Here is a 21815-nt window from a genome sequence, read left to right on the forward strand (position 1 = left end):
GTAAATTTATTACATTTAATAACTATCTGAATAGTCATATTTCCAACCTTAGATCATGTTATAATCATCCTAATATGGAACATAAAAAGAGGTTTGTAAGCGCTACCTTTTTTTGAAAAAGAACATAAGAGATTTATTTCTTTAAAAGACCATTATGTTAACCAGGAGGGACATCATGGAGATATTCAAAGGGAAGCCGGTTAATCAAAGCTGTTGTTCAAACGACGTCTCGACAGATGAAATGGCGTCTATTATAGATTTACATACATGGATGATTAAAACGCTCGCCAGCGGCGATTCACTGCAGACAACGATACAAGCACTGACATTAAAGCTTGAGGAGCATTTTCAACGGAAAACACACTGTTCTCTTTTAATGGTGAATGAAGAAAACAGGCTCACTGTAGAATATGCACCAACTCTTCCCCAGGCGTATCAGCAGGCGATTCATCTTATTGAAGCAGGACCGAAAATAGGCTCTTGTGGAACAGCTGCCTTCCGAAAAGAAACGGTTATTTCATCTGATATTGGGAATGATCCGCTTTGGGAGGATTATCGCGAGGATGCGCTCCATTTCGGGCTCAAAGCCTGCTGGTCCAGCCCGATTTTGGTAGAGAACCAGGTGGTTGGCACATTTGCGGTTTACCATTCAGACATTTGTACACCAGCTGCCCATGAAATCGAAATGCTCGAAACCTGCGCCAGTCTGGCAGGGCTTGCGATTGAGCGGGACCGGCGGATCAAGCTGGAACGGCAGCTGCAGGAAAGCGAGCAGCGGTTTAAATCGTTGTTTGATTACTATCCTGACTCTGCTTATATTTTTTCACTAGAAGGTCATTTCCTAGATTTTAATCAAGAATCAGAGCCGCTATCCGGCTATAGAAAAGAGGAGCTGCTCGGGAAAAGCTTTCTTCCGTTCATTGCCTCTCAAGATAGAGAAAGAGTATGGGGTCATTTTAATGAGGCAAAGAAAGGCAGCGTTCAGCATTATGAATGTAGGGTTGAACATAGAAAAGGAAATCAGTTAATTGTAAGCTTGACCAATGTTCCAATTATGGTGAATGGCGAGGTTGTAGGCGTATACGGGATCGGCCGAGATGTTACCCGAGAGAGAGAACTGGAAGATGAACTGATTACGACTCATCAAGAAATGGAACACCTGTTTAAAAACCACTCAGGACTTATTTTTAAATATAAAAAAGAAAATGGGCAGTTTATCCATACATTTGGAGAAGGACAGCTGCTCAAGCGAATGGGTTTAAAGATCGAAGAAGCGATTGGAAAAACGCTGTATGACTTTTTCCCGGCGGAGCTTGCCGCAAAAAAAGAGAAAATATATCAAATAGGCTGGGAAGGGAAAGAAGCAGCCTATGAAGTGGGGATACACGACATTCACTATAGAGCGATGCTGAATCCAGTTTTTAAAGATGGACAAGTCGTTGAAGTCATTGTCACATGCAATGATATTACAGAGCTGAAAAAAGCCCATGAAGAGCTGCGTGAAACGAAGGAGCTGCTGGAATCTTTCATAAATAATACAGCGGATGCGATCGTAACGGTGAACGATCACGGCCAGATCACCTATGTGAACGAGGCGTATGTGGATTTATTCGGCTGGTGGGAAGACGAGCTGCTAGGCAAAGAGATTTTGAATGTGCCGAACCACTGTAAAGAAACATTCGCTCGTCTTACCGAGCTTACCTTTTCAGAAAAAAAGGTAAACCAGTTTGAGACGGAGCGGCTAAGTAAAGACGGAAGAATTATTCCGGTCAGTGTGACACAATCTCCGCTTAAAGATAAAAGTGGAACGGTAACCGGAGCATCTGCCATCATCCGGGATATTAGCGAGCAGAAGAGGACAGAACGAGAGCTGGAGGAAAACAAGCAGCGTTACCAGTCCCTTTTCTACTGCAATCCAGATCTTGTCTACAGTATGGATGTGAATGGAGCACTGCTGAATACGAACCTTTCATTTCATAGAGTATTAGGCTACACGCCTGAGCAGGTGAAAGGGATGAGCTGGGAAAAATTTATAAAAGAGCGATCTTTTAATGAAACGGAAAAATATTTTGAGAGAGCTTTACAGGGAACGCCGCAATCTTATGAAACAGTCGGTATCCATCAAAACGGCCAGGAAGTAATGGCGCATGTAACGAATATGCCGATTATGGTAGACGGTCAAATTGTCGGCGTTTATGGAATTGTAAAGGATATAACCGAACAGAAGAAAGCGCAGCAGGAAATTCTTTCGTTAAAACAACAAATGGAGCTGGTATTGGATTCAATAGGGGACGGCATTTACGCCATGAATGAAAACTGGGAAATCACTTTAATCAACCCGGCGGGCGCAAAAATGCTTGGTTATGACGTGGGAGAACTTTTAGGCAAAACACCAAAAGATACATTCAAGCATCTATATGATCTTGAATGTTGTATGTCCTATCAAACACTCCTTGATGGGAAGAATCGCCATGTAACAGATGAGCTCTTTTTTAGAAAAGACGGTACCAGCTTCCCTGTCGACTATATCTGTTCCCCTATCCTGGAAAACGGAGAAATTCGGGGAGTTGTGGTTGCTTTTAGAGATATTTCAGAGAAGAAAATGGCAGAAGAATATTTGCTGAAATCAGCCAAATTAGAAATGGCCGGACAACTGGCAGCGGGAGTGGCTCATGAAATTCGAAATCCACTCACGTGCATTCAAGGATTTATTCGATTATTGGAAGAAACGGACAAGCGTGAGCCAGAATACTTCTCGATTATAAGATCAGAATTTGAGCGGATTGAAGGCATTATTAGTGAATTCTTGGCCCTCGCTAAACCGCAGGCGCTGAACTTTCAGAAGAATGATATCGAGCTTATCCTTATGCAAACCATCCATTTAATGAATGCCCAGGCGATTATGCATAACGTGGAGATTGTTACGGTGATAGAGGAGGGTCTTCCTTTATTTCAATCCGATAAACATCAGCTGAAGCAGGTGTTTATTAATGTGATAAAAAATGCGATTGAGGCCACTGCTTCTCAAGGAACATTGACCATTACCTGCAAAAAAACGAGGTCCCATCTCCATATAGAGTTTCAAGACCAGGGAGAAGGAATTTCACCGGAAAGAATCAAGCATCTGTTTGAACCTTTTTACTCTACTAAAGAAAAAGGAACGGGTCTGGGACTGATGGTCAGCTATAAAATTATCGAAGAGCACAAAGGAATGATGCGGGTTGAAAGTGAAGAAGGAAAAGGGACAACGGTTCATATTCTTCTTCCTCTTGCATCCCGACTGTTATAAAGTTTAAAAGAAATTGTGGCTTGTAAATAAAGGACTTTCGAACGTCTGTGTGGAAAAAGAATGATGTATAGAAGCAGTACCTTCCACCGATTGCTGGAAGAATGAATATGAGAAACAGGAGTGATTGGAATGGCGGTTCAGCCATATTTAGTGTTTGATGGAAACTGCGAGGACGTTCTTTCTTTTTATGAAAATGTATTCGGCACAAAAGCAAAGCGAATGACATTTGGAGAAGCGCCGCCGCATCCAGATCACCCACTGCCGGAAGAAGCGAAAAGCCGCATTATGCATGCGAATTTGGAAGTAGAGGGTACAACGCTTATGTTTTCCGATACGTTTCCGGGCACGCCGTATGCACCGGGCAGCGCAATCAGCCTGGCGCTCGTTGGCTCGGATATGGACAAGCTTCGTTCTTATTTTGAAGGACTGGCTGTAGGTGGTACAGTGACGATGCCGCTTCAGGAAACGTTCTGGAGCAAGCTGTATGGGCAGGTCCGCGATCCGTTCGGCATTGACTGGCAGATTAGCTATAGTGAACAATAAGAAAAAACGTGCCCTGGCCTAAAATGGCCGGAGCACGTTTTTTAGTTTTCGATAATTGTATATGTTTGGGGCTCGACGGCCTGCATAAGCGGTGTTTCTTTTCCTGACGAAAACAGGTGAAGCTCATGCATGGCGCGGGTGCAGGCAGTATAAAACAAGTTTCTCTCCCATTCCCGTCCGTATACATCTTCAGATATGTTAAAAAGAAGAACCGCATCAAACTCGATCCCTTTCGCTAAATAAGCAGGAATGACAACCAGCCCCTGCTCAAACGTGTACGTTTCCTGATCGAGTAGTTGGGCGGGAATGTGAGACGACAGCCATGCGTGTACACGCTGGCTCTCCTGCATCGTTCTACAGATCACAGCGATCGTCTGATGATGGTCTCCTTCAAGCATTGAGCGAATACGCGTTAATAGCTTTTGCTGAAGGTCATCTTCGTGATTCGCATATGTTAAAGTCGGTTTTGTCCCTTCCCGGTTAAACGCTTCAATTTGTTCGCCGCCTTCGATCAATTGCCGTGTAAATTCGACGATCGGCCGGGTGGATCGGTAACTGCGCGTTAGTGTAATTTTTTCATACGATTCCTTGTTGTCCGGTGTGTCTGTTAAAACGGATGATTCATTTAAGGCCTGCACAAAGATGGACTGGTTTACATCTCCCAGCAGCGTCATTTTGCTGTATGGAAACAGTGTTTTTAAATACGCAAGCTGAAAGGGTGAATAATCCTGTGCTTCATCAATAAAAACGTGGCGGATATGGGAAAAAGACTTTTTCCCTTTCAGTTGGTCTTGAAAATACAAATAAGCGGTGGCGTCTTCCCAGTCAAGGGTGTGCTGGTCCAGTGTCTCGAGTGTCTTGGCACAAACAGAAGCCCAAATAGGCGGGGCCGTCTGCGTACGTGTCTCGAACAGCTGCCGGAAATTGGCTCTTTCATCCACAAAGCCAAGCCGCTTTATCTTGTTCCTTAAAGGCTGGAATTGTTTGCGTACGACGCTTTTGCTTAAAATACGCCACTCCATGTCTACATCGTTAAAGGTATCTTCTTCCTTGGCCTGTTTTTTCTGGCGCGCCCGGTACGCGTTTAAAAAATCTTCTTTATCTAAAAGCTCCACTTCGTCCCGCACCCATTCTTCGTTTTGTTCAAGCCGCTCCAGTTTTTGAAGCTTTTTCAGCAGCCATTCCGATACAAGCTCTAACCGGTTCGGCAGCAAAATGGAAGTGGCTAATGTATAAAAGTGCTCTCTTATTTCTTCCGAAGAAATGAGAACTTTATCTCGAAAGACAATGTCGTGAAAAAGGAGGCCTTTCTGCGACAGAGAAGTGAGATAATCATCAATAATCTTTTTAAAATCGAGACTCGCTTTAAATTGAACAGATGCTGCTTCAGCAGGATTCTCCTGCTCTGCTCTCTCCAGCAAAAACTGTTCCAGCTGTTCAAACGGGCTTTGAACGGTGAAGGCATTACCAATCCGGTCCTCTACATATTCTTTATAGGTTGTCTGGAGAATATTTTCCTCTCCGAGTTCAGGCAGTACCGTAGACACATAACTATTGAAAAGGGGATTGGGCGAAAATAGAAGCATATTTTCTGCCCGCAATGTCCGGCGGTTGGCGTACAGCAAAAAAGCAATACGCTGCAGCGCGGCCGATGTTTTTCCACTGCCGGCTGCTCCCTGCACGATCAGCGTCTGGCTTTTTTGATTGCGGATAATTTGATTTTGCTCCCTTTGAATGGTGGCGACGATATTTTTCATTTGCGCGCTTGATTTTCCGCCCAAAACCGCCTGCAAAATATGATCGCCGATCGTTAAGCTTGTATCGAATTGGCCGGTAATCTCCCCCTGCTGAATGATAAACTGCCGTTTTAGCGATATCTCTCCTTCAATCCGGCCTTCCATCGTATCGTAAGCAGCGGACCCTGTTGTGTAATCGTAGTACATGCTTGAAATAGGGGCCCGCCAGTCATAAATTAAAAAATTCTCCTGTGCTTCATCCATTAAGGAAGCGATGCCAATGTAAATAGGTTCCGGCTTCGGTTCGCCGGATTCCTGGAAATCAATGCGGCCAAAATAAGGGGAACGGCGCAGCCGATCCAGCTTTTTCAGCTCGTTAAACAGCTGCCTGTGGCTTCTTTCTCTTTCCTGAAGCAATTCGGCCTGCTGCTTAATGCCGGCTTGTGTTTCAATGACATCATCTGGCTCGTCCATATTAACCGTGACATCTGCCCAAAAGTTTTTGCGAAGACCGATAATACCTTCTTTCAAAGAGCCTGTTTTTTCTTTGATGTCTTCTTCCTTTCGGTCGATCAGATCAATCACTTCGTTTACACGCTGCTGTTCTTTCAGTTGTTCTGTTTCCTGGTTCATTCTCCAAACACATCCCGTTTTTCAAAGTTTTGCCTTCTACTTATTCTATATCACCTTTTCATGCTTTACTCAAACAACGTATGCACGGCTTGAACATAGTATTTCCAAAAAAACGGTCTGGATCGCATTCCGGGCAATTTTATGATTCAATGAGAGAGAGTGTACATACTGAATAAGGGAGATGGTTCTTTGAAAACGTTACCGATTCAAAAGCACGGAGTAAACGCAAGCCGGCTTGTACTTGGCTGTATGGGATTCGGCGGAGGCTGGAGCCGCGATGCTATTACCGAGGAGCAGGTCAAGCAGGCACATGAAGCAGTGGATGCGGCACTTGAGTCCGGTATTAACTTTTTTGATCATGCGGATATCTATGCATATGGAAAAGCGGAGGAAGTATTTGGCCGTGTCTTAAAGGAGCGTCCATCACTGCGCGACGACATTTTAATTCAGTCTAAAACAGGAATTACGTTTCCGGATAAAGAAGCTGGGCTGCCGACACGCTACAATTTTTCAAAAGAATACATTTTAAACAGTGTCGATGGTATCCTTTCGCGGCTGGGTACGACGCACTTGGACACACTGCTTCTGCACCGGCCGGATGCGCTAATGGAGCCGGAAGAGGTAGCAGAAGCGTTTCATCAGCTGAAATCGTCTGGAAAAGTGCGTTATTTTGGCGTCTCAAATATGAGTGCCGGGCAAATTAAGCTGCTGCAAAGTGCGATCAGTGACCGCATTGTTGTGAACCAGCTGGAAATGAGCCTGCATAAAATCGGGTGGCTCGAATCCGGCGTGCATGTAAATCAGCCGGCATTTTGTGAAACGATTTTTCCAGAAGGCACACTTGAATACTGCCGGATGGAAAACATCCAAATCCAAGCCTGGGGTCCGCTGGCACAGGGAATGTACTCGGGGGCGCCACTTGAAGACAAACCGGAGACGGTGCAGGAAACAGCCGCACTCGTAAAGAGAATGGCAGAGGAAAAGAACACGACTACAGAAGCGATCGTACTTGCCTGGCTGATGAAGCATCCGGCCATGATTCAGCCGGTGATCGGCACAACGAGCCCGAAACGAATTCAGGCTTCGGCAAAAGCAGTGGATGTAGAAATGAGCCGGGATGAATGGTATACCCTTTATGTCGCATCACGCGGCGTGAATTTGCCATAAAGAAAACCTGTGCCAAGAGCGCAGGCTTTTTTCAAGAGAGATCGGTCTTTTCCAAAAAGAAAGAAATGGATTTGCCGCCGCTCCGCCGCTCGTTTATCATAAAAAGTAGATTGCATAGACAGGAGAGTATGGGAAATGTACAAATTAATTGCGATTGATATGGATGGCACGCTTTTAAACGACCACCATGAAGTAACCGATGAAGTGCGCAGCGCCCTTGATGAAGCTCGGGAACGCGGTGTGAAGGTGGTTCTTTGCACAGGCCGTCCGCTTGCCGGCGTGCGCCGCTACTTAAAGGACCTTCGTCTTGAAGATGAAGAGGATTATGTGATTGCCTATAATGGTGCTATCGTGCAAAACACACATACAAATGAAGTAGTGTTTAAGCAGTCGCTTGGCTATGAAGATTTCCGCGCACTGCATGATCTGAGCCTGACGCTTGATACGCCGATGCACTTTTTTGATGCAGAGTATTTATACACGACGAACAAACTGATCAGCCCGTATACCGTACATGAAGCGTTTATTACGAAAATTCCATTTCTTCATACAACGGTAGAAGAAGTGCCGACTGACATTGCCATGCCAAAGGTCATGTATATTGATGAGCCGGAACGTCTGGACCGGACCATTGCGGCGATTCCTGCTGAAATCAATGATAAATACATGATGGTGAAAAGTGCACCGTTTTATTTGGAGATTTTACATCGCGAAGTCAGCAAAGGAAATGCGGTGAAACGTTTGTCTGAGAAGCTGGGCATTAAACAGGAAGAAGTCATGACAATCGGTGACAACGGAAACGACCTGTCGATGATTCAGTTTGCAGGCTGCGGCGTAGCGATGGAAAATGCGATTCCGATGGTAAAAGAAGCGGCTGATTTTCAAACAAAATCCAACAACGAGCATGGAGTGGCCCATGCGATTCGTGAATTGGTGCTTGTGTAAGGCCGGATAAAAAGAATGTAGACCGGATTTTTACCTGCGATGGCCGGAAGAAGAAGTTTCCGGCCATCAGCGAAAATCCGGCCTATTTGTTATGTTTCCGGCTTAAACCAGAGGTTTTCGTTCGCCCGCCAGCAGTAAATAAATAGCCTGCGTTCCTTTATCGTCGTGGCCCTGCTCCGACAGTTTGTCGTACAGCGATTTAGCGAGCGTAAGGCCTGGTGTGTTCATGCCCATGGCCTCAGCTGATTCGATTGCAATGTTCATGTCTTTAATAAAATGCTTAATGTAAAAGCCAGGTTCAAAATCACCTTTGATCATGCGCGGCGCAAGATTTGCCAGTGACCAGCTGCCAGCGGCTCCGCTTCCGATGCTGCCAAGCACCTGCTCTGGATCAAGTCCTGCTTTTTCCGCATATACAATCGCTTCTGCGACACCCATCATGTTCGACGCAATGGCGATTTGATTGCACATTTTCGTATGCTGGCCTGCACCGGCCGGTCCTTGAAGAATAATGTTTTGCCCCATTGCTTCGAGGACGGGTTTTACTGCGTCAAAATCAGCTTGATCCCCGCCGGCCATAATCGTTAATGTACCGTTTTTGGCGCCCACATCCCCGCCCGATACCGGTGCATCCAAGACGTGAATGTCTTTCTTTTTGCCTTCTTCATACAGTTTCTCAGCTAAAAGGGGGCTTGAAGTCGTCATATCAATGGCATACGATCCCGGTTTAGCGTTTGATAAAATGCCATCCTCTCCGAGATAAACGGCTTCTACATCACTCGGATAGCCGACAATCGTAATGATTACATCGGCTGCCTGCGCTACTTCTGCCGGTGTATCTTTCCAGACAGCGCCTGCGTCGAGCAGTTCCTGCGCCCGTGCTTTTGTCCGGTTATAGACGACAACCGGGTAGCCTGCCTTCATTAAATGGCCGGCCATGCTTTTTCCCATTACACCTGTTCCGATAAATCCAACCGTTTTGCTCATATGTAATCGACTCCTTCCAAAAATTGCTTCCTTCTTTATTGTACCAAAAAAGCCGGGCGGTTGTTTTAGATTTTACTGTAAGTGGTAAAATGCTAAAGATAAGAAAAGGAGGAGCACAAAATGAAAGATGTCCAAACGAAACGGGTAGTGCTCCGTTTTCATAAAGGAACAGCAGAGCAGACGGAAGACCGCATTGTGACCGAGCAGCCGGTAACGGTCAAAATAAATGGAAACGAGTTTGTTACCATGGTGTGTACCCCGTCTTACATAGAAGATATGGTTATTGGTTATTTAGCGTCAGAAGGTGTTATCCGCCGTTATGAGGATATCAAGCAAATGCGAATAGACGATTCGGGCTTTGTTCATGTAGAGCTGGCGCGTATAAATCCATTTTTTGAACAGCTCCAAAACAAGCGGTATGTCACATCGTGCTGCGGCATGAGCCGGCAGGGATTCGTGTTTGCCAACGACGCGCTTACCGCGAAAAAAATGCATGATATTCATGTGAAAGCAACACCGGATCTTTGTTTTTCGTTGATGAAGCAGATGCAGGAAGATGCGGATGTGTTTAAAGAAACAGGCGGTGTTCACAACGCAGCGCTTTGCGATGAATCCGGTATTTTGCTGCATCGAATGGATATTGGCCGGCATAACGCTCTCGATAAATTATATGGATATTGCCTGCGGAATGGCGTATCGACGAGGGGGAAAATTCTTGTGTTCAGCGGCCGGATTTCCTCGGAGATCTTGCTTAAAGCAGCCAAGATCGGCTGTGAAATGGTTTTGTCAAAATCAGCGCCAACAGAATTGGCCCTGCAGGCAGCCGAAGAACTCGGCATTACCACGGTTGGCTTTATTCGGGGCGGCTCTATGAACGTGTATACCGGGCCTGAACGAATCATCTTGCGTTAAAAAGGGCCCTTTGCTATAATAGATAACGCTTACATGAAAAGGCTTCCTTCGGTGATGAAGGAAATAGAAAACGAGCCACCTCGTTTTTCTATCATGATAGTAATGGCATTTCTTTCGACGGGAAACGAAAGAAGCAGACAGCATGCTCACAGGAGCATGCTGTCTTTTTTTGTTTATTTCTATTCCCGAAAGGGTATTTTTACAAAGTCTTTTGAAATGATAGAAAATGTTAAAAATGGGCAGGCACAATGATCATGAAAAAGAGGGGAGTTCTTGCTGTGACCGATTACGTAAAGGTGACGATTAATGGGCAGAAAATGAGTATTCCAGGAGACGTATCTATTTTGCAGGCACTTCAAGAGCAGGCGGTAGAGGTGCCGCATGTTTGTTATCATCCGCAGCTGGGTGCCATTGAAACGTGTGATACGTGTTTGATTGAAGTGAATGGGGAATTTGTCCGCTCTTGTTCTACTCCTATTGAAGACGGGGATGTCATTGATACCGCTTCGGGTGAAGTAAAGCGGGTTCAGAATATCGCGATGGACCGGATTTTGCATAATCATGACTTGTATTGCACGGTCTGTGATTACAATAATGGACGCTGTGAAGTGCACAATACCGTTAAACAAATGAAAATTGAGCATCAAAATGAACCTTATGAAGAAAAGCCATACGCAGTCGACAATACAAACCCTTTTTACCGTTATGATCCGGATCAGTGCATCCTGTGCGGACGCTGTGTAGAAGCGTGTCAGGATTTGCAGGTAACTGAAACGCTGTCCATTGACTGGAGCCTGGAGCGGCCGCGTGTTGTGTGGGATGATGGGCGTCCGATTAACGAATCTTCATGCGTATCGTGCGGACACTGTTCTACTGTCTGCCCATGTAACGCCATGATGGAAAAGGGAATGGTCGGGGAAGCCGGCTTTTTGACAGGCATTAAACAAGATACGCTGAAATCCATGATTGAATTGACGAAAAATGCAGAAACAGGCTTTAGTTCCATTATGCCAATTTCTGATGTGGAAGCAGCGATGCGCCAGACGCGCATTAAGAAAACAAAAACGGTCTGCACATATTGCGGTGTTGGCTGCAGCTTTGAAGTATGGACGAAAGACCGGCATATTTTAAAAGTGGAGCCGACAGTGGAAGCACCGGCAAATGGTGTATCTACCTGTGTAAAAGGAAAGTTCGGCTGGGATTTTGTTAACAGCGAGGATCGTCTGACAAAACCGTTGATTCGAGACGGCGAAACATTCCGCGAAGCGGAATGGGAAGAAGCTCTTTCACTGATCGAATCGAAATTTAAAAACATAAAAGAAACATATGGTCCTGAATCAATGGCCTTCATTTCTTCTTCAAAATGTACAAATGAAGAATCATACTTAATGCAAAAACTTGCCCGCGGCGTCATCGGCACAAACAACGTCGATAACTGCTCACGCTACTGCCAGACACCAGCAACAGTCGGGCTGTTCCGGACAGTCGGTTACGGCGGTGACTCTGGTTCTATCACGGATATTGAACAGGCCGGCCTCGTGATGATTGTCGGTGCGAACAGTGCTGAGTCCCACCCTGTACTCGCTACACGGGTTAAACGGTCCCATAAATTGTTTGGCCAAAAGCTGATTGTTGCAGATCTTCGGAAAAACGAAATGGCAGACCGGGCTGACTTGTTTATTCAGCCAAAAGCCGGTACCGATCTTGTCTGGCTCTCAGCAGTCACGAAATATATTGTGGACCAGGGCTGGGCTGATGAAGAATTCCTGCAAAAGCGGGTCAACGGCATTGAAGAATATATTGCCAGCATTCAGCCATATACACTCGAGTACGCCGAGCAAGTAACCGGTATTTCACAGCAGGAACTGATTACGATTGCCGAAACCATTCACAACACAAAATCAACGTGCATTCTTTGGGCAATGGGTGTTACACAGCACGTGGGCGGAAGTGACACAAGTACAGCCATTTCGAACCTGCTGCTCATTACCGGCAACTACGGAAAACCAGGTGCCGGAAGTTATCCGCTGCGCGGCCATAACAATGTGCAGGGTGCAAGCGATTTTGGCAGTATGCCGGACCGATTCCCGGGCTACCAAAGCGTGAAGGATGACGCTGTCCGCGCTAAATATGAAAAAAGCTGGGGTACAAAAATTCCAGCGGAGCCAGGCTTAAACAACCATGAAATGGTGTCCGGCATCCATGCAGGCAACGTGAAACTGATGTACTTAAAAGGCGAAGACATGGGCTTAGTAGATTCAAATTTAAACTACGTTCATTCCGCTTTTGAGAAACTGGATTTCTTCGTGGTACAAGATATTTTCTTGTCCAAAACGGCTCAGTTTGCCGACGTCGTTCTGCCAGCTTCCCCGTCTTTTGAGAAAGAGGGCACATTTACAAATACAGAACGCCGTATTCAGCGCTTGTATCAAGTGTTCGAGCCGATGGGCGATTCAAAACCGGACTGGCAGATCATCATGGAAATAGCAAACCGACTTGGTGCCGGATGGGAATACACGCATCCAGGCGAAATTATGGCTGAGGCAGCAAGCCTGATGCCGATTTATTCAGGTGTCACCTATGACCGCCTTGAAGGCTTTAACAGTCTGCAGTGGCCGGTAGCGGAAGACGGGACTGACTCACCGCTGCTCTTTAAAACACTGTTCCCGTTCCCGGATGGCAAAGCACGGCTTTATCCGGTCGATTGGAGCGAGCCGCTCCAATACGAGGAAGAATATGACCTTCATGTCAACAATGGCAGGCTTTTGGAGCACTTCCATGAAGGGAACATGACGTATAAATCTGCTGGTATTTCTTCAAAAACACCGAGCGTCTTCTTGGAGGTATCGCCGGAGCTTGCGGCCGAGCGGGGGCTTGAAGACGGAACCGTTGTCCGGCTGACATCACCGTATGGAAGCGTAAAAGTTCCATGTCTTGTCACAGACCGAGTGAAAGACAAAGAAGTGTACCTGCCGATGAACAGCCAGGGAGAAGGCGCGATCAACTATTTGACGAGCAGTTATGCTGACAAAGATACGGATACGCCGGCTTACAAAGAAATCAGTGCGAAAATGGAAATCTTATCAGCCAAGGGAGACAACCCATTGCCAAGCATCAATCACCGCAACGGCAATCCGCAGCCGCAAATCGGCGTACAAGTCGAGAAAAAATGGGCGCGGCCGGATTATGTGTTCCCTGGTGACTTGGTAACGAAAGGAGTGTCGAAGCGTGGCTAGAGCAATCACGGCGATACGCCGCTTAGAAATCAGTGAGGAAGAACAGCGCCGCCGGGACCTTGAAGAATTAGGAACATTGCTCATCGAACACAAAGAAGTCATTAAAGATTTTCTGCATATGCTGAATAAAATTCAAGACCGCAGCGGCCTGGATGTGGTGACCGGCTTGTTTGATAAAGGCGATGAGGTACTCGATGTGCTGGTTAAAGCAACGGACAAGCCTGAAGTCGCGAAAATCATTAAAAACAGCTTGCTTCTGCTTGGCTCGCTTGGAAAAATCAACATTGAAGACATGAATCCATTTATTGATAAAATCAACGGCGGCTTACATCACGCTGTCCGCTCAGAGAATAAAGAAGCCGGCTACGGTTCCATACTTCGGACCTTAGCCGCTCCGGAAACAAAAGAAGCGCTCGTATTTCTTCTTTCGTTCCTCAAAGGAATGGGAGCAGGTGCGCCGCAGCCTGTGCCAAAGAAGAAAAAAGGGAAAAAGAGCTGGCTTTTAGCCGCAGGCCTGTCACTTGCCAGCGTCGTTCTTTTATCGAAGCAGTCAGATAAAACAGATTCGGAATCTCCCGAGTACGACGTCGTTCATCATCAGTAAAAAGAAAAAGCAGTGCGTTTAAGAATACGGGTTGAACGCACTGCTTTTCTATTACAGACCAGGAGGGCTTCAGATGGCTTATTATCCCCCTAAGAAAATTGCCCAGGTGGCCATAGAAGCAGGTAAAACAAAAACAGAGCTCCCGCTTCCTCAAATGCTTGTATTAGGATTTTTAGGAGGCGCCTTTATTTCAATTGGATACTTGTTAGCGATCCGGGTATCAGCTGATGTTCCGCATGAATGGGGATCGTTTGCTTCTTTTTTAGGCGCAGCCGTTTTTCCGCTTGGCCTTATTTTAATTCTCATTGGCGGAGCAGAACTGCTGACCGGCAATATGATGGCCATTCCAATGGCATTTCTGGCTAAAAGAGTGACCATTTCAAGATTGCTGCATAATTGGTTTTGGATTACGATCAGCAACTTTATCGGTGCCCTGTTTGTCGCATATTTTTTTGGCCACGTAGTTGGACTGACAGAAACCGGCCCATACTTGGAGAAAACCGTTTTAACCGCCCACGCAAAAGTAGATACAGCTTTTTGGCCGGCTTTCATTTCCGGCATCGGCTGCAACTGGCTTGTAGGGCTGGCTGTCTGGCTCGCGTACGGCGCAGACGATATTGGCGGGAAAATTCTGGCCATCTGGTTTCCGATTATGGGCTTTGTCGCGATCGGATTCCAGCATATTGTCGCCAACATGTTTGTGATTCCGGCAGCAATTTTTGCCGGAGAGTTAACCTGGATGGACTTTCTGCGAAACTTTGTACCGGTATACTTGGGAAATGCCGTCGGCGGTTTTGTTTTTGTTGCCATGGTGTATTGGATTGCTTACGTACCGAGAAGCTCCGTACCGGCCGATAAATAATATAAAAAACCACTCTCTTCATGAAGAGAGTGGTTTTTTATATTAATCAAGCAGTCCAACCATTTTTAAACCGTTTAAAATCCCGTCTGCATCAACATTGGTCGTCACATGCTTGGCGGCATTGACCGCTTCTGGGTGTCCATCGCCCATTGCTACACTGTTTGCCACCATTTTCAGCATTTCTACGTCATTTAAGCCGTCCCCAAATGCATAAATATCTTCTGGTAAGATGCCAAGTTTATCAATGACTTTTTGAATTCCTTTGGCTTTTGATCCGCCAGCAGGCACGATATCAACAGAGACGGGATGCCAGCGGACAAAATCAAACTCAGGAAACGCTTTTTCATATTCTTTGTCTTCCGGGTCCTGGCAGAACAACAGAGACTGATACAGGTCGCGCCCTTCATGGTAGGTCGGGTCATGCTCAGGGAAGTAATTGATTTTTAGTGAGCTAATACCCGTTGTAACATGCTCGTGTTCAGGCGTGTTGGCTTTCATATCTTCATGATCCATAAACACAACAGGATGCTTTCGTTCAACGGCTACATCTGTTAAGCGGAGTAAAGCTTCTTTATTAAGCGGATTTTTATAGAGCGGTTCTCCTTTGAAAACAACATACTGACCGTTGTAGCTGACGAATGTTTCAATACCCAGCTCCTTGCGCAGACCTTCGAACATGAATGGCGCACGCCCTGTGGCAATCGCTACTTCATGGCCGCGCTCTTGAAGCTCGCGGATAGCCTGCCCGGTAGAAGCCGGCAGCTTTTTGTCATGATCGTACAATGTGCCGTCTATATCAAAAAAAATAATTTTTTGGCTCATAAAAATCCCCTTCGCGTTTTATTTTCCCTTTATATACTAGCAAACGAAAGTCAATCGAACAATTGAAACATTATGTAAACGCTTTTAATTTTCAGAAAAGTAATCGCTTTATTTTCGCTTAACCTCTTGACGAAAAGAAGAGAAGGTTATATGCTATTTACAAATGTAACACATACGAACAAAAGTAAAAGGGAGGAACAATCATGGTAACCAAATTAAACCTGCCCACTTCGATCACGGATGAAAAACTAAGAGACTTATACAAAGAAATGTGGATGATCCGTTATTTTGACGAGAAAGTAGACCAGTTTTTTGCGAAGGGGCTTATTCATGGAACGACGCACCTTTGTGTCGGACAGGAAGCATCAGCGGCTGGCTCGATCGCTGTACTCGAGCCTCGGGACAAAATTGTCTCTACACACCGGGGTCACGGGCACTGTATTTCCAAAGAAGGCGATGTTAATAAAATGATGGCTGAGCTGTTCGGTCGTGAAACCGGTTACTGTAAAGGAAAAGGCGGCTCGATGCACATTGCAGACGTAGAAAAAGGCAACTTGGGTGCAAACGGGATCGTAGGCGGCGGCATTCCGCTTGCAGTTGGAGCAGCCCTGACATCCAAAATGAAAAATGAAGACTATGTAGTGCTTTGTTTCTTTGGAGACGGGGCGTCCAATGAAGGAAGTTTCCATGAATCGGTCAACCTTGCGGCTATTTGGGATTTGCCGGTTGTGTTTATTTGTGAAAATAACCAGTACGGCATGTCGGGCCCGGTCAAAGACATGACCCGCGTTGAACATATTGCAGACCGCGCGAAAGCATACGGAATTCCGGGAGAGATTGTAGACGGCTGTGACATGATCGACATTATGAACAGCGTAGACAACGCTGTGCGCCGGGCGCGTGAAGGCGGCGGGCCGACGTTGATTGAAATGAAAACATACCGCTGGAAAGGCCACTCAAAAAGCGATGCGAAAAAATACCGTACACGTGAGGAAGAAAATGAATGGAGAGCGAAGGACGGCATTAAGCGGTTTAAGGAAGCGCTGATTACCTCAGGTGTTTTAACAGAAGAAGAAGCGAAAGCCTTGCAGGAAGAAGCCAATCAGGAAATTGAAGAAGCGGTGCGATTTGCGGAAGCGAGTCCAGAACCGTCCATTGATACTTTAGAAGAAGACGTATACGCGTAAAAACAGGAGGGGTGGAGACCATGACAACAGCTACGCCAGCAACAGGAAGAGAAATTACGTATCTAGAAGCCGTTCGGGAAGCCATGAGCCAGGAAATGCGCCAAAACAGCGATGTATTTATTCTTGGAGAAGACATAGGCGTATACGGCGGCGCGTTCGGTGTAACGCGCGGCATGATTGAAGAATTCGGTCCGGAGCGCGTGCGCAATACGCCGATTTCAGAAGCAGCAATTTCTGGTGCAGCGGTCGGGGCGGCTTTGACAGGGATGCGTCCGATTTTAGAACTGCAATTCTCGGACTTTATTACAATTGCCATGGACCAGATGGTCAACCAGGCCGCCAAAACACGTTATATGTTTGGCGGTAAAGGAAAAGTGCCAATGGTGCTTCGCACACCGGCTGGGTCTGGAACAGGCGCGGCTGCCCAGCACTCGCAAAGCTTAGAAGCGTGGATGGCGCACATTCCAGGATTGAAAGTGGTTCAGCCTTCTACAGCCTACGATGTAAAAGGACTTTTAAAGGCAGCGATGGATGACGACAATCCGGTTGTGTTCTATGAACATAAGTTACTATATAGAACATCCGGTCATGTGCCGGAAGAACAATACTCTATTCCGCTCGGAAAAGCTGATGTAAAGCGGGAAGGAACAGACGTAACGATTGTGGCAACAGCCATTATGGTGCATAAAGCGCTCGAAGCAGCCGCAGAGCTTGAAAAAGAAGGCATTAGCGTTGAAGTTATCGATCCGCGCACGATCGTGCCGCTGGACGAAGAAACGATTATTGAGTCTGTCAAGAAAACGGGGCGTCTCATTGTAGTACATGAAGCGGTAAAGCGCGGCGGCATCGGCGGAGAAATCGCCAGTATGATTGCGGAAAGTGAAGCATTTGACTATCTGGATGCGCCGATCAAGCGCCTGGGCGGATTGGCTGTGCCGATTCCGTACAATCCGACACTTGAAAAAGCGGCGATTCCTCAGGTACCGGATATTATTGCAGCAGTAAAAGAAACGGTGAAAAACAAGTAAGAAGGAGGGAGAACGATGGCTAAAGAAATTTTTATGCCAAAGCTGAGCAGCACGATGGAAACAGGAACCCTCCTTCAATGGTTTAAGGAAGAGGGAGACAGCGTCGAGATTGGCGAGCCGCTTTTTGAAATTATGACGGACAAAATCAATATTGAAGTAGAGTCATATGATGAAGGCGTTTTATTAAAGAAGTACTTTGGAGAAGACGACCAGGTGCCGGTCAATCATGTGATCGGTTATATTGGAACCGAAGGGGATGACGTGCCACAAGAAGCGCCAGGGGTATCCGGTGCTGAAACAGAAGAAGCTGCTCCAACAGAAAATCCAGAGCCGCAGCTTGTTGCAGTGGGAAGTGCAGAAACAGTAATCACGGACGAAAAGCCGCGGGCTACACCGGCCGCTCGGCATCTTGCCCGGACAGAAGGAATCGAGCTTCGTGAGGTACAGGGAAGCGGCCCGAACGGACGCGTGCATAAAAAAGACGTAACCGCTCACGCAGAGGGCAGTCCGGCCGAGGCGAAAGCAACACCGCTTGCCCGCAAGGTTGCGGCAGGAGAAGGTGTCGATTTGTCCACTGTGCAGGGAAGCGGCGCCAATGGCAAAGTCGTGAAGCAGGATGTGATTTCCGCCAAACGCACAACAGCGCCTGCTGCGGATACATCGACGCGCAAAAAAATGTCGGGTATGCGTAAAGTGATCGCTGAACGTATGGTACAAAGCAAGCAGACAGCACCTCACGTCACGATGACGAGCGAGATTGATATGACAAAAGTAAAAGAACTGCGTGCATCGCTTCTGCCGGTTGTGGAAAAGCAGACGGGCTTCCGCTTGTCATACACAGAAATTTTAATGAAAGCAACAGCCGCAGCTCTAGCACGGCATCCAGAAATCAACGTATCGCTTGAAGGCGATGAAATCGTCCAGCACGGCCACGTTCACCTTGGCCTTGCCGTAGCGGTGGCGGACGGCTTAATGGTGCCGGTCATTAAAGATGTGCTCGCTAAGGGGCTGGCGGAGCTGACACAGGATGCAAAAGAAATCAGCCAGCGGGCGCGTGAAAATAAGCTGCTCCCTGATCAAATGAAAGGGTCCACGTTTACGATCAGCAATGTTGGTATGTATGCCGTTGATATGTTTACGCCGGTCATTAATCAGCCGGAAAGCGCCATCTTAGGCGTAGGACGGATGCAGGACAAGCCAGTCGCGGTAAACGGAGCGCTTGAAATCCGGCCAATGATGACACTCAGCTTGTCATTTGACCACCGTGTGATTGACGGGGCACCGGCAGCCGCCTTTTTAACGGAGCTGAAAGACATTTTAGAAAATCCATATGAGCTGCTTGTATAAGGAGTGTAACTGATGACATCATACGATATTGTCGTTGTAGGAGGCGGACCGGGGGGGTATGTCGCGGCGCTTCATGCAGCGGAGCTTGGCAAAAGGACAGCATTAGTAGAACCAGATTTTTTAGGCGGCACATGCTTGAATCGCGGCTGTATTCCGTCTAAAACGCTGCTCAAGCATGCAGAAATCATAGAATCGATCGAAAAAGCAAAGAACTGGGGTATTGAAACCGGGGAAATGACGCTTTCGTTCGATAAAATGAAAAAGCGGAAAAATGACGTGATTGAACGGCTGCGCGGAGGCATTGCGTTTTTGCTGAAACAGGGCAAAATCGATGTTTATAACGGCTTTGGCTCTGTTAAGGAAGGCGGGCGTGTAGCGGTCAAAACGGAATCCGGTGAAGAAACGATCCAGGCGGCGAAAGTGATCGTCGCCACCGGTTCAACACCGGCTGTGCCGCCGATTCCCGGCCTTGACTTAGTCCGCTTTGATACGAGTGACACGATTTTTGATATTCCAGAGATTCCAAAGTCCGTCGTCATTATCGGCGGAGGGGTGATTGGTGTAGAATTTGCCTGCATCTTCGCTTCTCTCAAGTCAAAGGTCACGATCGTGGAAGCAGCGGATCGAATTGTACCGACAGAGGATGCAGAAGCAGCCAAGCTGTTAACGAAAGCGCTGAAGAAAAAAGGCGTCGCGGTTCAAACAAAAGCGAAAGTGCAGTCGGTACGGGAAGAAAACGGGATCAAAATCGTCACCTGTGTGGATGCGAAAGAAAAAGAGTTTGAGGTGGAAGCTGATACACTGCTTGTCAGCACAGGAAGACGGCCGAATGTATCTGCAGCCGGTGAGCTGAACCTGGACATGAACGGGCCGTTTATCGCTGTAAACGAGCGAATGGAAACGAGCAGTCCTAACGTTTACGCGGTCGGCGATGTAATCGGCGGCTGGCAGCTGGCCCACGCGGCAAGCGCGGAAGGAGTCGTGGCGGCAAACAATGCAGCCGGCGTCCCGGATGTAATCGACTACAAAGTGATGCCGCGCTGTATTTATACACTGCCGGAAATTGCGGGTGTTGGCTTAACAGAAGACGAAGCAAAAGCGCAGGGGATAGACGTACGGGTTGAGAAATTTGATTTTGCCGGAAGCGGCAAAGCGCTGGCAGCCGGCGAGCCGGAAGGATTTACGAAGATCATTTACGAAGCGAAGTACGGTGAAATCATCGGCGTGGTGATGGCCGGCCCGCATGTAACGGAAATGATCTCTGAGGCCTCTGCCTTTATGTATTTAGAAGGCACAGTGGATGAAGCAGCCAAAATGATTCATCCGCACCCAACGATCTCGGAAACATTTTTTGAAGCAGCGGTTCACGCGGTCAATAAGCTGAAGAAGCAGGCATAACCAAAAAAGGAGGCATGAACATGGGAGGGGACGAACAAAAGCTGATGGTGAAAACCGCTTCGCTTTACTACCACGATGAATGGACACAGGCGCAAATTTCCAAGCAAATCGGCATGTCCCGTCCCATTGTCTCCCGGCTGCTTCAGCGGGCAAAGGATGAGGGAATTGTCGAAGTGTTTATTAAGGATGAAACGGTTCACACAGTTGCCTTGGAACAGCGGCTTGAAGCGGTATACGGCCTTGACGAAGCAGTCGTCGTACCTCAAAGCCGGGCGCAGGGCCATTCTATGAAAAGTGCTGTTGCAGCAGCCGGTGCGTACTATGCCGCTAAAAAAACCAGGAATGTGAATCGTCTCGGTATTTCCTGGGGAACCACCGTGGCGGAGCTCGTAAAGCATTTTCCGTTTGATAAGCGTCCGGATTTGCACATTGTCCCGCTTGAAGGCGGAATGGGAAGAGCATCAATCGATATTCACGCGAATCACCTGGCTTATGAGCTGGCGAAAAAAAGCGGCGCCTCCTGTTCGTATTTATATGCGCCGGCGATTGTGGATTCAGAAGAAATGAAAGATCACTTTATGAAGATGGCTGACATTAAAAGTGTACTTCATGAAGGAGCCAGTGTGGAAATGGCGATTATCGGCGTAGGCAATCCGCACAAAGATTCGACGCTTGAGAAAGTAGGCTACCTTCGTACAGAAGAAGCGGAATCTCTTAAAGAAGCAGGAGCAGCGGGTGATGTTGGATTCCGTTTTTTTAATGACCACGGCTCCGCCGTTGATCACCCTTTTAACAACAGAGTGGTCGGCATTCCGCTTGAGCAGCTTAAACAAATTCCATCCGTCATGGCAGTGGCAGATGGAACGAATAAACAAAGAAGCATGAAGGGTCTTCTCGCAAGCGGAATCGTCAACATATTGGTCGTTGATGAAGGTTTGGCCATGACGCTTCTGAACAATTGATTGAGGCGCTTACAAAAGAACACATCTGAAACAAGGTGTGTTTTTTTCTTCCTTTTCTCAAAGAAAACGCTCTCATTTTTGCATGTAATTGTTATAATAAAATAGAAAGAGACGTATTACGTCCTGTCAAAACATTATCTATGACATAAACAAAAAG

The 21815-nt window shown here is 46.9% G+C and carries 16 protein-coding genes; 13 read left to right on the forward strand and 3 right to left on the reverse strand.

Going from position 1 to position 21815, the window contains the following annotated elements; genetic code table 11:
• The first annotated feature begins 175 nt into the window (after positions 1–175).
• The gene (locus M3221_RS09880; protein ID WP_251271413.1) at positions 176–3289 is read left to right on the forward strand and encodes a PAS domain S-box protein; all 3114 of its coding nucleotides are present in this window, start codon (positions 176–178) and stop codon (positions 3287–3289) included.
• 129 nt (positions 3290–3418) lie between these two features.
• Positions 3419–3832: a VOC family protein gene (locus M3221_RS09885; protein ID WP_251271414.1), complete on the forward strand. Its 414-nt coding sequence runs from the start codon at positions 3419–3421 to the stop codon at positions 3830–3832.
• Between the two features lie 41 nt (positions 3833–3873).
• Here M3221_RS09885 and helD read toward each other — a convergent pair whose 3' ends face one another.
• A complete protein-coding gene (gene helD, locus M3221_RS09890) occupies positions 3874–6201 on the reverse strand; it encodes an RNA polymerase recycling motor HelD (protein ID WP_251271416.1) in 2328 nt (775 codons plus the stop codon).
• 189 nt (positions 6202–6390) lie between these two features.
• Here helD and M3221_RS09895 point away from each other — a divergent pair, with 189 nt between their 5' ends.
• Together M3221_RS09895 and yidA are read left to right on the forward strand one after the other, a co-directional pair.
• Entirely contained in the window at positions 6391–7368 is a 978-nt protein-coding gene (locus M3221_RS09895; protein ID WP_251271418.1) for an aldo/keto reductase, read from the forward strand.
• A gap of 135 nt (positions 7369–7503) precedes the next feature.
• Positions 7504–8313 carry a sugar-phosphatase gene (yidA, locus tag M3221_RS09900; RefSeq protein ID WP_251271419.1) on the forward strand — a complete coding sequence of 270 codons (810 nt, stop codon included), beginning with the start codon at positions 7504–7506 and terminating at the stop codon, positions 8311–8313.
• 102 nt (positions 8314–8415) lie between these two features.
• Here yidA and M3221_RS09905 read toward each other — a convergent pair whose 3' ends face one another.
• Positions 8416–9300, reverse strand: coding sequence for an NAD(P)-dependent oxidoreductase (locus M3221_RS09905; RefSeq protein ID WP_251271421.1), 885 nt, complete (start codon positions 9298–9300; stop codon positions 8416–8418).
• Positions 9301–9420: 120 nt separating this feature from the next.
• On the opposite strand from M3221_RS09905, the gene fdhD reads away from it, so the two are divergent.
• The 4 genes from fdhD (at position 9421) to M3221_RS09925 (ending at position 14914) form a co-directional block, all read left to right on the forward strand.
• On the forward strand, positions 9421–10212 hold the full coding sequence (gene fdhD, locus M3221_RS09910; RefSeq protein ID WP_251271423.1) for a formate dehydrogenase accessory sulfurtransferase FdhD: 792 nt from the start codon (positions 9421–9423) through the stop codon (positions 10210–10212).
• A 254-nt stretch (positions 10213–10466) separates the two neighbouring features.
• Positions 10467–13448, forward strand: coding sequence for a formate dehydrogenase subunit alpha (fdhF, locus tag M3221_RS09915; RefSeq protein ID WP_251271425.1), 2982 nt, complete (start codon positions 10467–10469; stop codon positions 13446–13448).
• Positions 13441–14052 (forward strand): helical membrane plugin domain-containing protein, encoded by a 612-nt coding sequence (locus tag M3221_RS26560; protein WP_251271427.1) that lies wholly within the window; start codon positions 13441–13443, stop codon positions 14050–14052. Before fdhF ends, M3221_RS26560 begins: the two co-directional genes overlap by 8 nt.
• Positions 14053–14125: 73 nt before the next feature.
• On the forward strand, positions 14126–14914 hold the full coding sequence (locus M3221_RS09925) for a formate/nitrite transporter family protein (protein ID WP_251271429.1): 789 nt from the start codon (positions 14126–14128) through the stop codon (positions 14912–14914).
• A gap of 42 nt (positions 14915–14956) precedes the next feature.
• On the opposite strand, the gene M3221_RS09930 is transcribed toward M3221_RS09925, so the two are convergent.
• Complete coding sequence (locus tag M3221_RS09930) at positions 14957–15736, reverse strand: Cof-type HAD-IIB family hydrolase (RefSeq protein WP_251271430.1); 780 nt, start codon at positions 15734–15736, stop codon at positions 14957–14959.
• 203 nt (positions 15737–15939) lie between these two features.
• Between M3221_RS09930 and pdhA the strand changes: the two genes are divergently transcribed.
• The 5 genes from pdhA to M3221_RS09955 are packed head-to-tail and all read left to right on the forward strand — an operon-like array spanning position 15940 to position 21658.
• Positions 15940–16923 (forward strand): pyruvate dehydrogenase (acetyl-transferring) E1 component subunit alpha, encoded by a 984-nt coding sequence (gene pdhA / locus M3221_RS09935; RefSeq protein ID WP_251271432.1) that lies wholly within the window; start codon positions 15940–15942, stop codon positions 16921–16923.
• A 20-nt stretch (positions 16924–16943) separates the two neighbouring features.
• Positions 16944–17951: an alpha-ketoacid dehydrogenase subunit beta gene (locus M3221_RS09940; RefSeq protein ID WP_251271434.1), complete on the forward strand. Its 1008-nt coding sequence runs from the start codon at positions 16944–16946 to the stop codon at positions 17949–17951.
• A 15-nt stretch (positions 17952–17966) separates the two neighbouring features.
• The gene (locus M3221_RS09945; protein WP_251271436.1) at positions 17967–19298 is read left to right on the forward strand and encodes a dihydrolipoamide acetyltransferase family protein; all 1332 of its coding nucleotides are present in this window, start codon (positions 17967–17969) and stop codon (positions 19296–19298) included.
• Positions 19299–19307: 9 nt separating this feature from the next.
• The gene (gene lpdA, locus M3221_RS09950) at positions 19308–20696 is read left to right on the forward strand and encodes a dihydrolipoyl dehydrogenase (protein ID WP_251271766.1); all 1389 of its coding nucleotides are present in this window, start codon (positions 19308–19310) and stop codon (positions 20694–20696) included.
• Between the two features lie 20 nt (positions 20697–20716).
• Positions 20717–21658 (forward strand): sugar-binding transcriptional regulator, encoded by a 942-nt coding sequence (locus M3221_RS09955; protein ID WP_251271438.1) that lies wholly within the window; start codon positions 20717–20719, stop codon positions 21656–21658.
• Positions 21659–21815 lie beyond the last annotated feature (157 nt).

Source organism: Domibacillus indicus (assembly GCF_023715895.1).
In the GTDB taxonomy this organism is placed as follows: Bacteria; Bacillota; Bacilli; order Bacillales; family Domibacillaceae; genus Domibacillus; species Domibacillus indicus_A.

Coding starts and splice junctions, on each gene's coding strand:
- M3221_RS09880 (WP_251271413.1), top strand. CDS start 176: ATGGAGATATTCAAAGGGAAGCCGGTTAATCAAAGCTGTTGTTCAAAC.
- M3221_RS09885 (WP_251271414.1), top strand. CDS start 3,419: ATGGCGGTTCAGCCATATTTAGTGTTTGATGGAAACTGCGAGGACGTT.
- helD (WP_251271416.1), bottom strand. CDS start 6,201: ATGAACCAGGAAACAGAACAACTGAAAGAACAGCAGCGTGTAAACGAA.
- yidA (WP_251271419.1), top strand. CDS start 7,504: ATGTACAAATTAATTGCGATTGATATGGATGGCACGCTTTTAAACGAC.
- M3221_RS09905 (WP_251271421.1), bottom strand. CDS start 9,300: ATGAGCAAAACGGTTGGATTTATCGGAACAGGTGTAATGGGAAAAAGC.
- fdhD (WP_251271423.1), top strand. CDS start 9,421: ATGAAAGATGTCCAAACGAAACGGGTAGTGCTCCGTTTTCATAAAGGA.
- fdhF (WP_251271425.1), top strand. CDS start 10,467: ATGAAAAAGAGGGGAGTTCTTGCTGTGACCGATTACGTAAAGGTGACG.
- M3221_RS09925 (WP_251271429.1), top strand. CDS start 14,126: ATGGCTTATTATCCCCCTAAGAAAATTGCCCAGGTGGCCATAGAAGCA.
- M3221_RS09930 (WP_251271430.1), bottom strand. CDS start 15,736: ATGAGCCAAAAAATTATTTTTTTTGATATAGACGGCACATTGTACGAT.
- pdhA (WP_251271432.1), top strand. CDS start 15,940: ATGGTAACCAAATTAAACCTGCCCACTTCGATCACGGATGAAAAACTA.
- M3221_RS09940 (WP_251271434.1), top strand. CDS start 16,944: ATGACAACAGCTACGCCAGCAACAGGAAGAGAAATTACGTATCTAGAA.
- M3221_RS09945 (WP_251271436.1), top strand. CDS start 17,967: ATGGCTAAAGAAATTTTTATGCCAAAGCTGAGCAGCACGATGGAAACA.
- M3221_RS09955 (WP_251271438.1), top strand. CDS start 20,717: ATGGGAGGGGACGAACAAAAGCTGATGGTGAAAACCGCTTCGCTTTAC.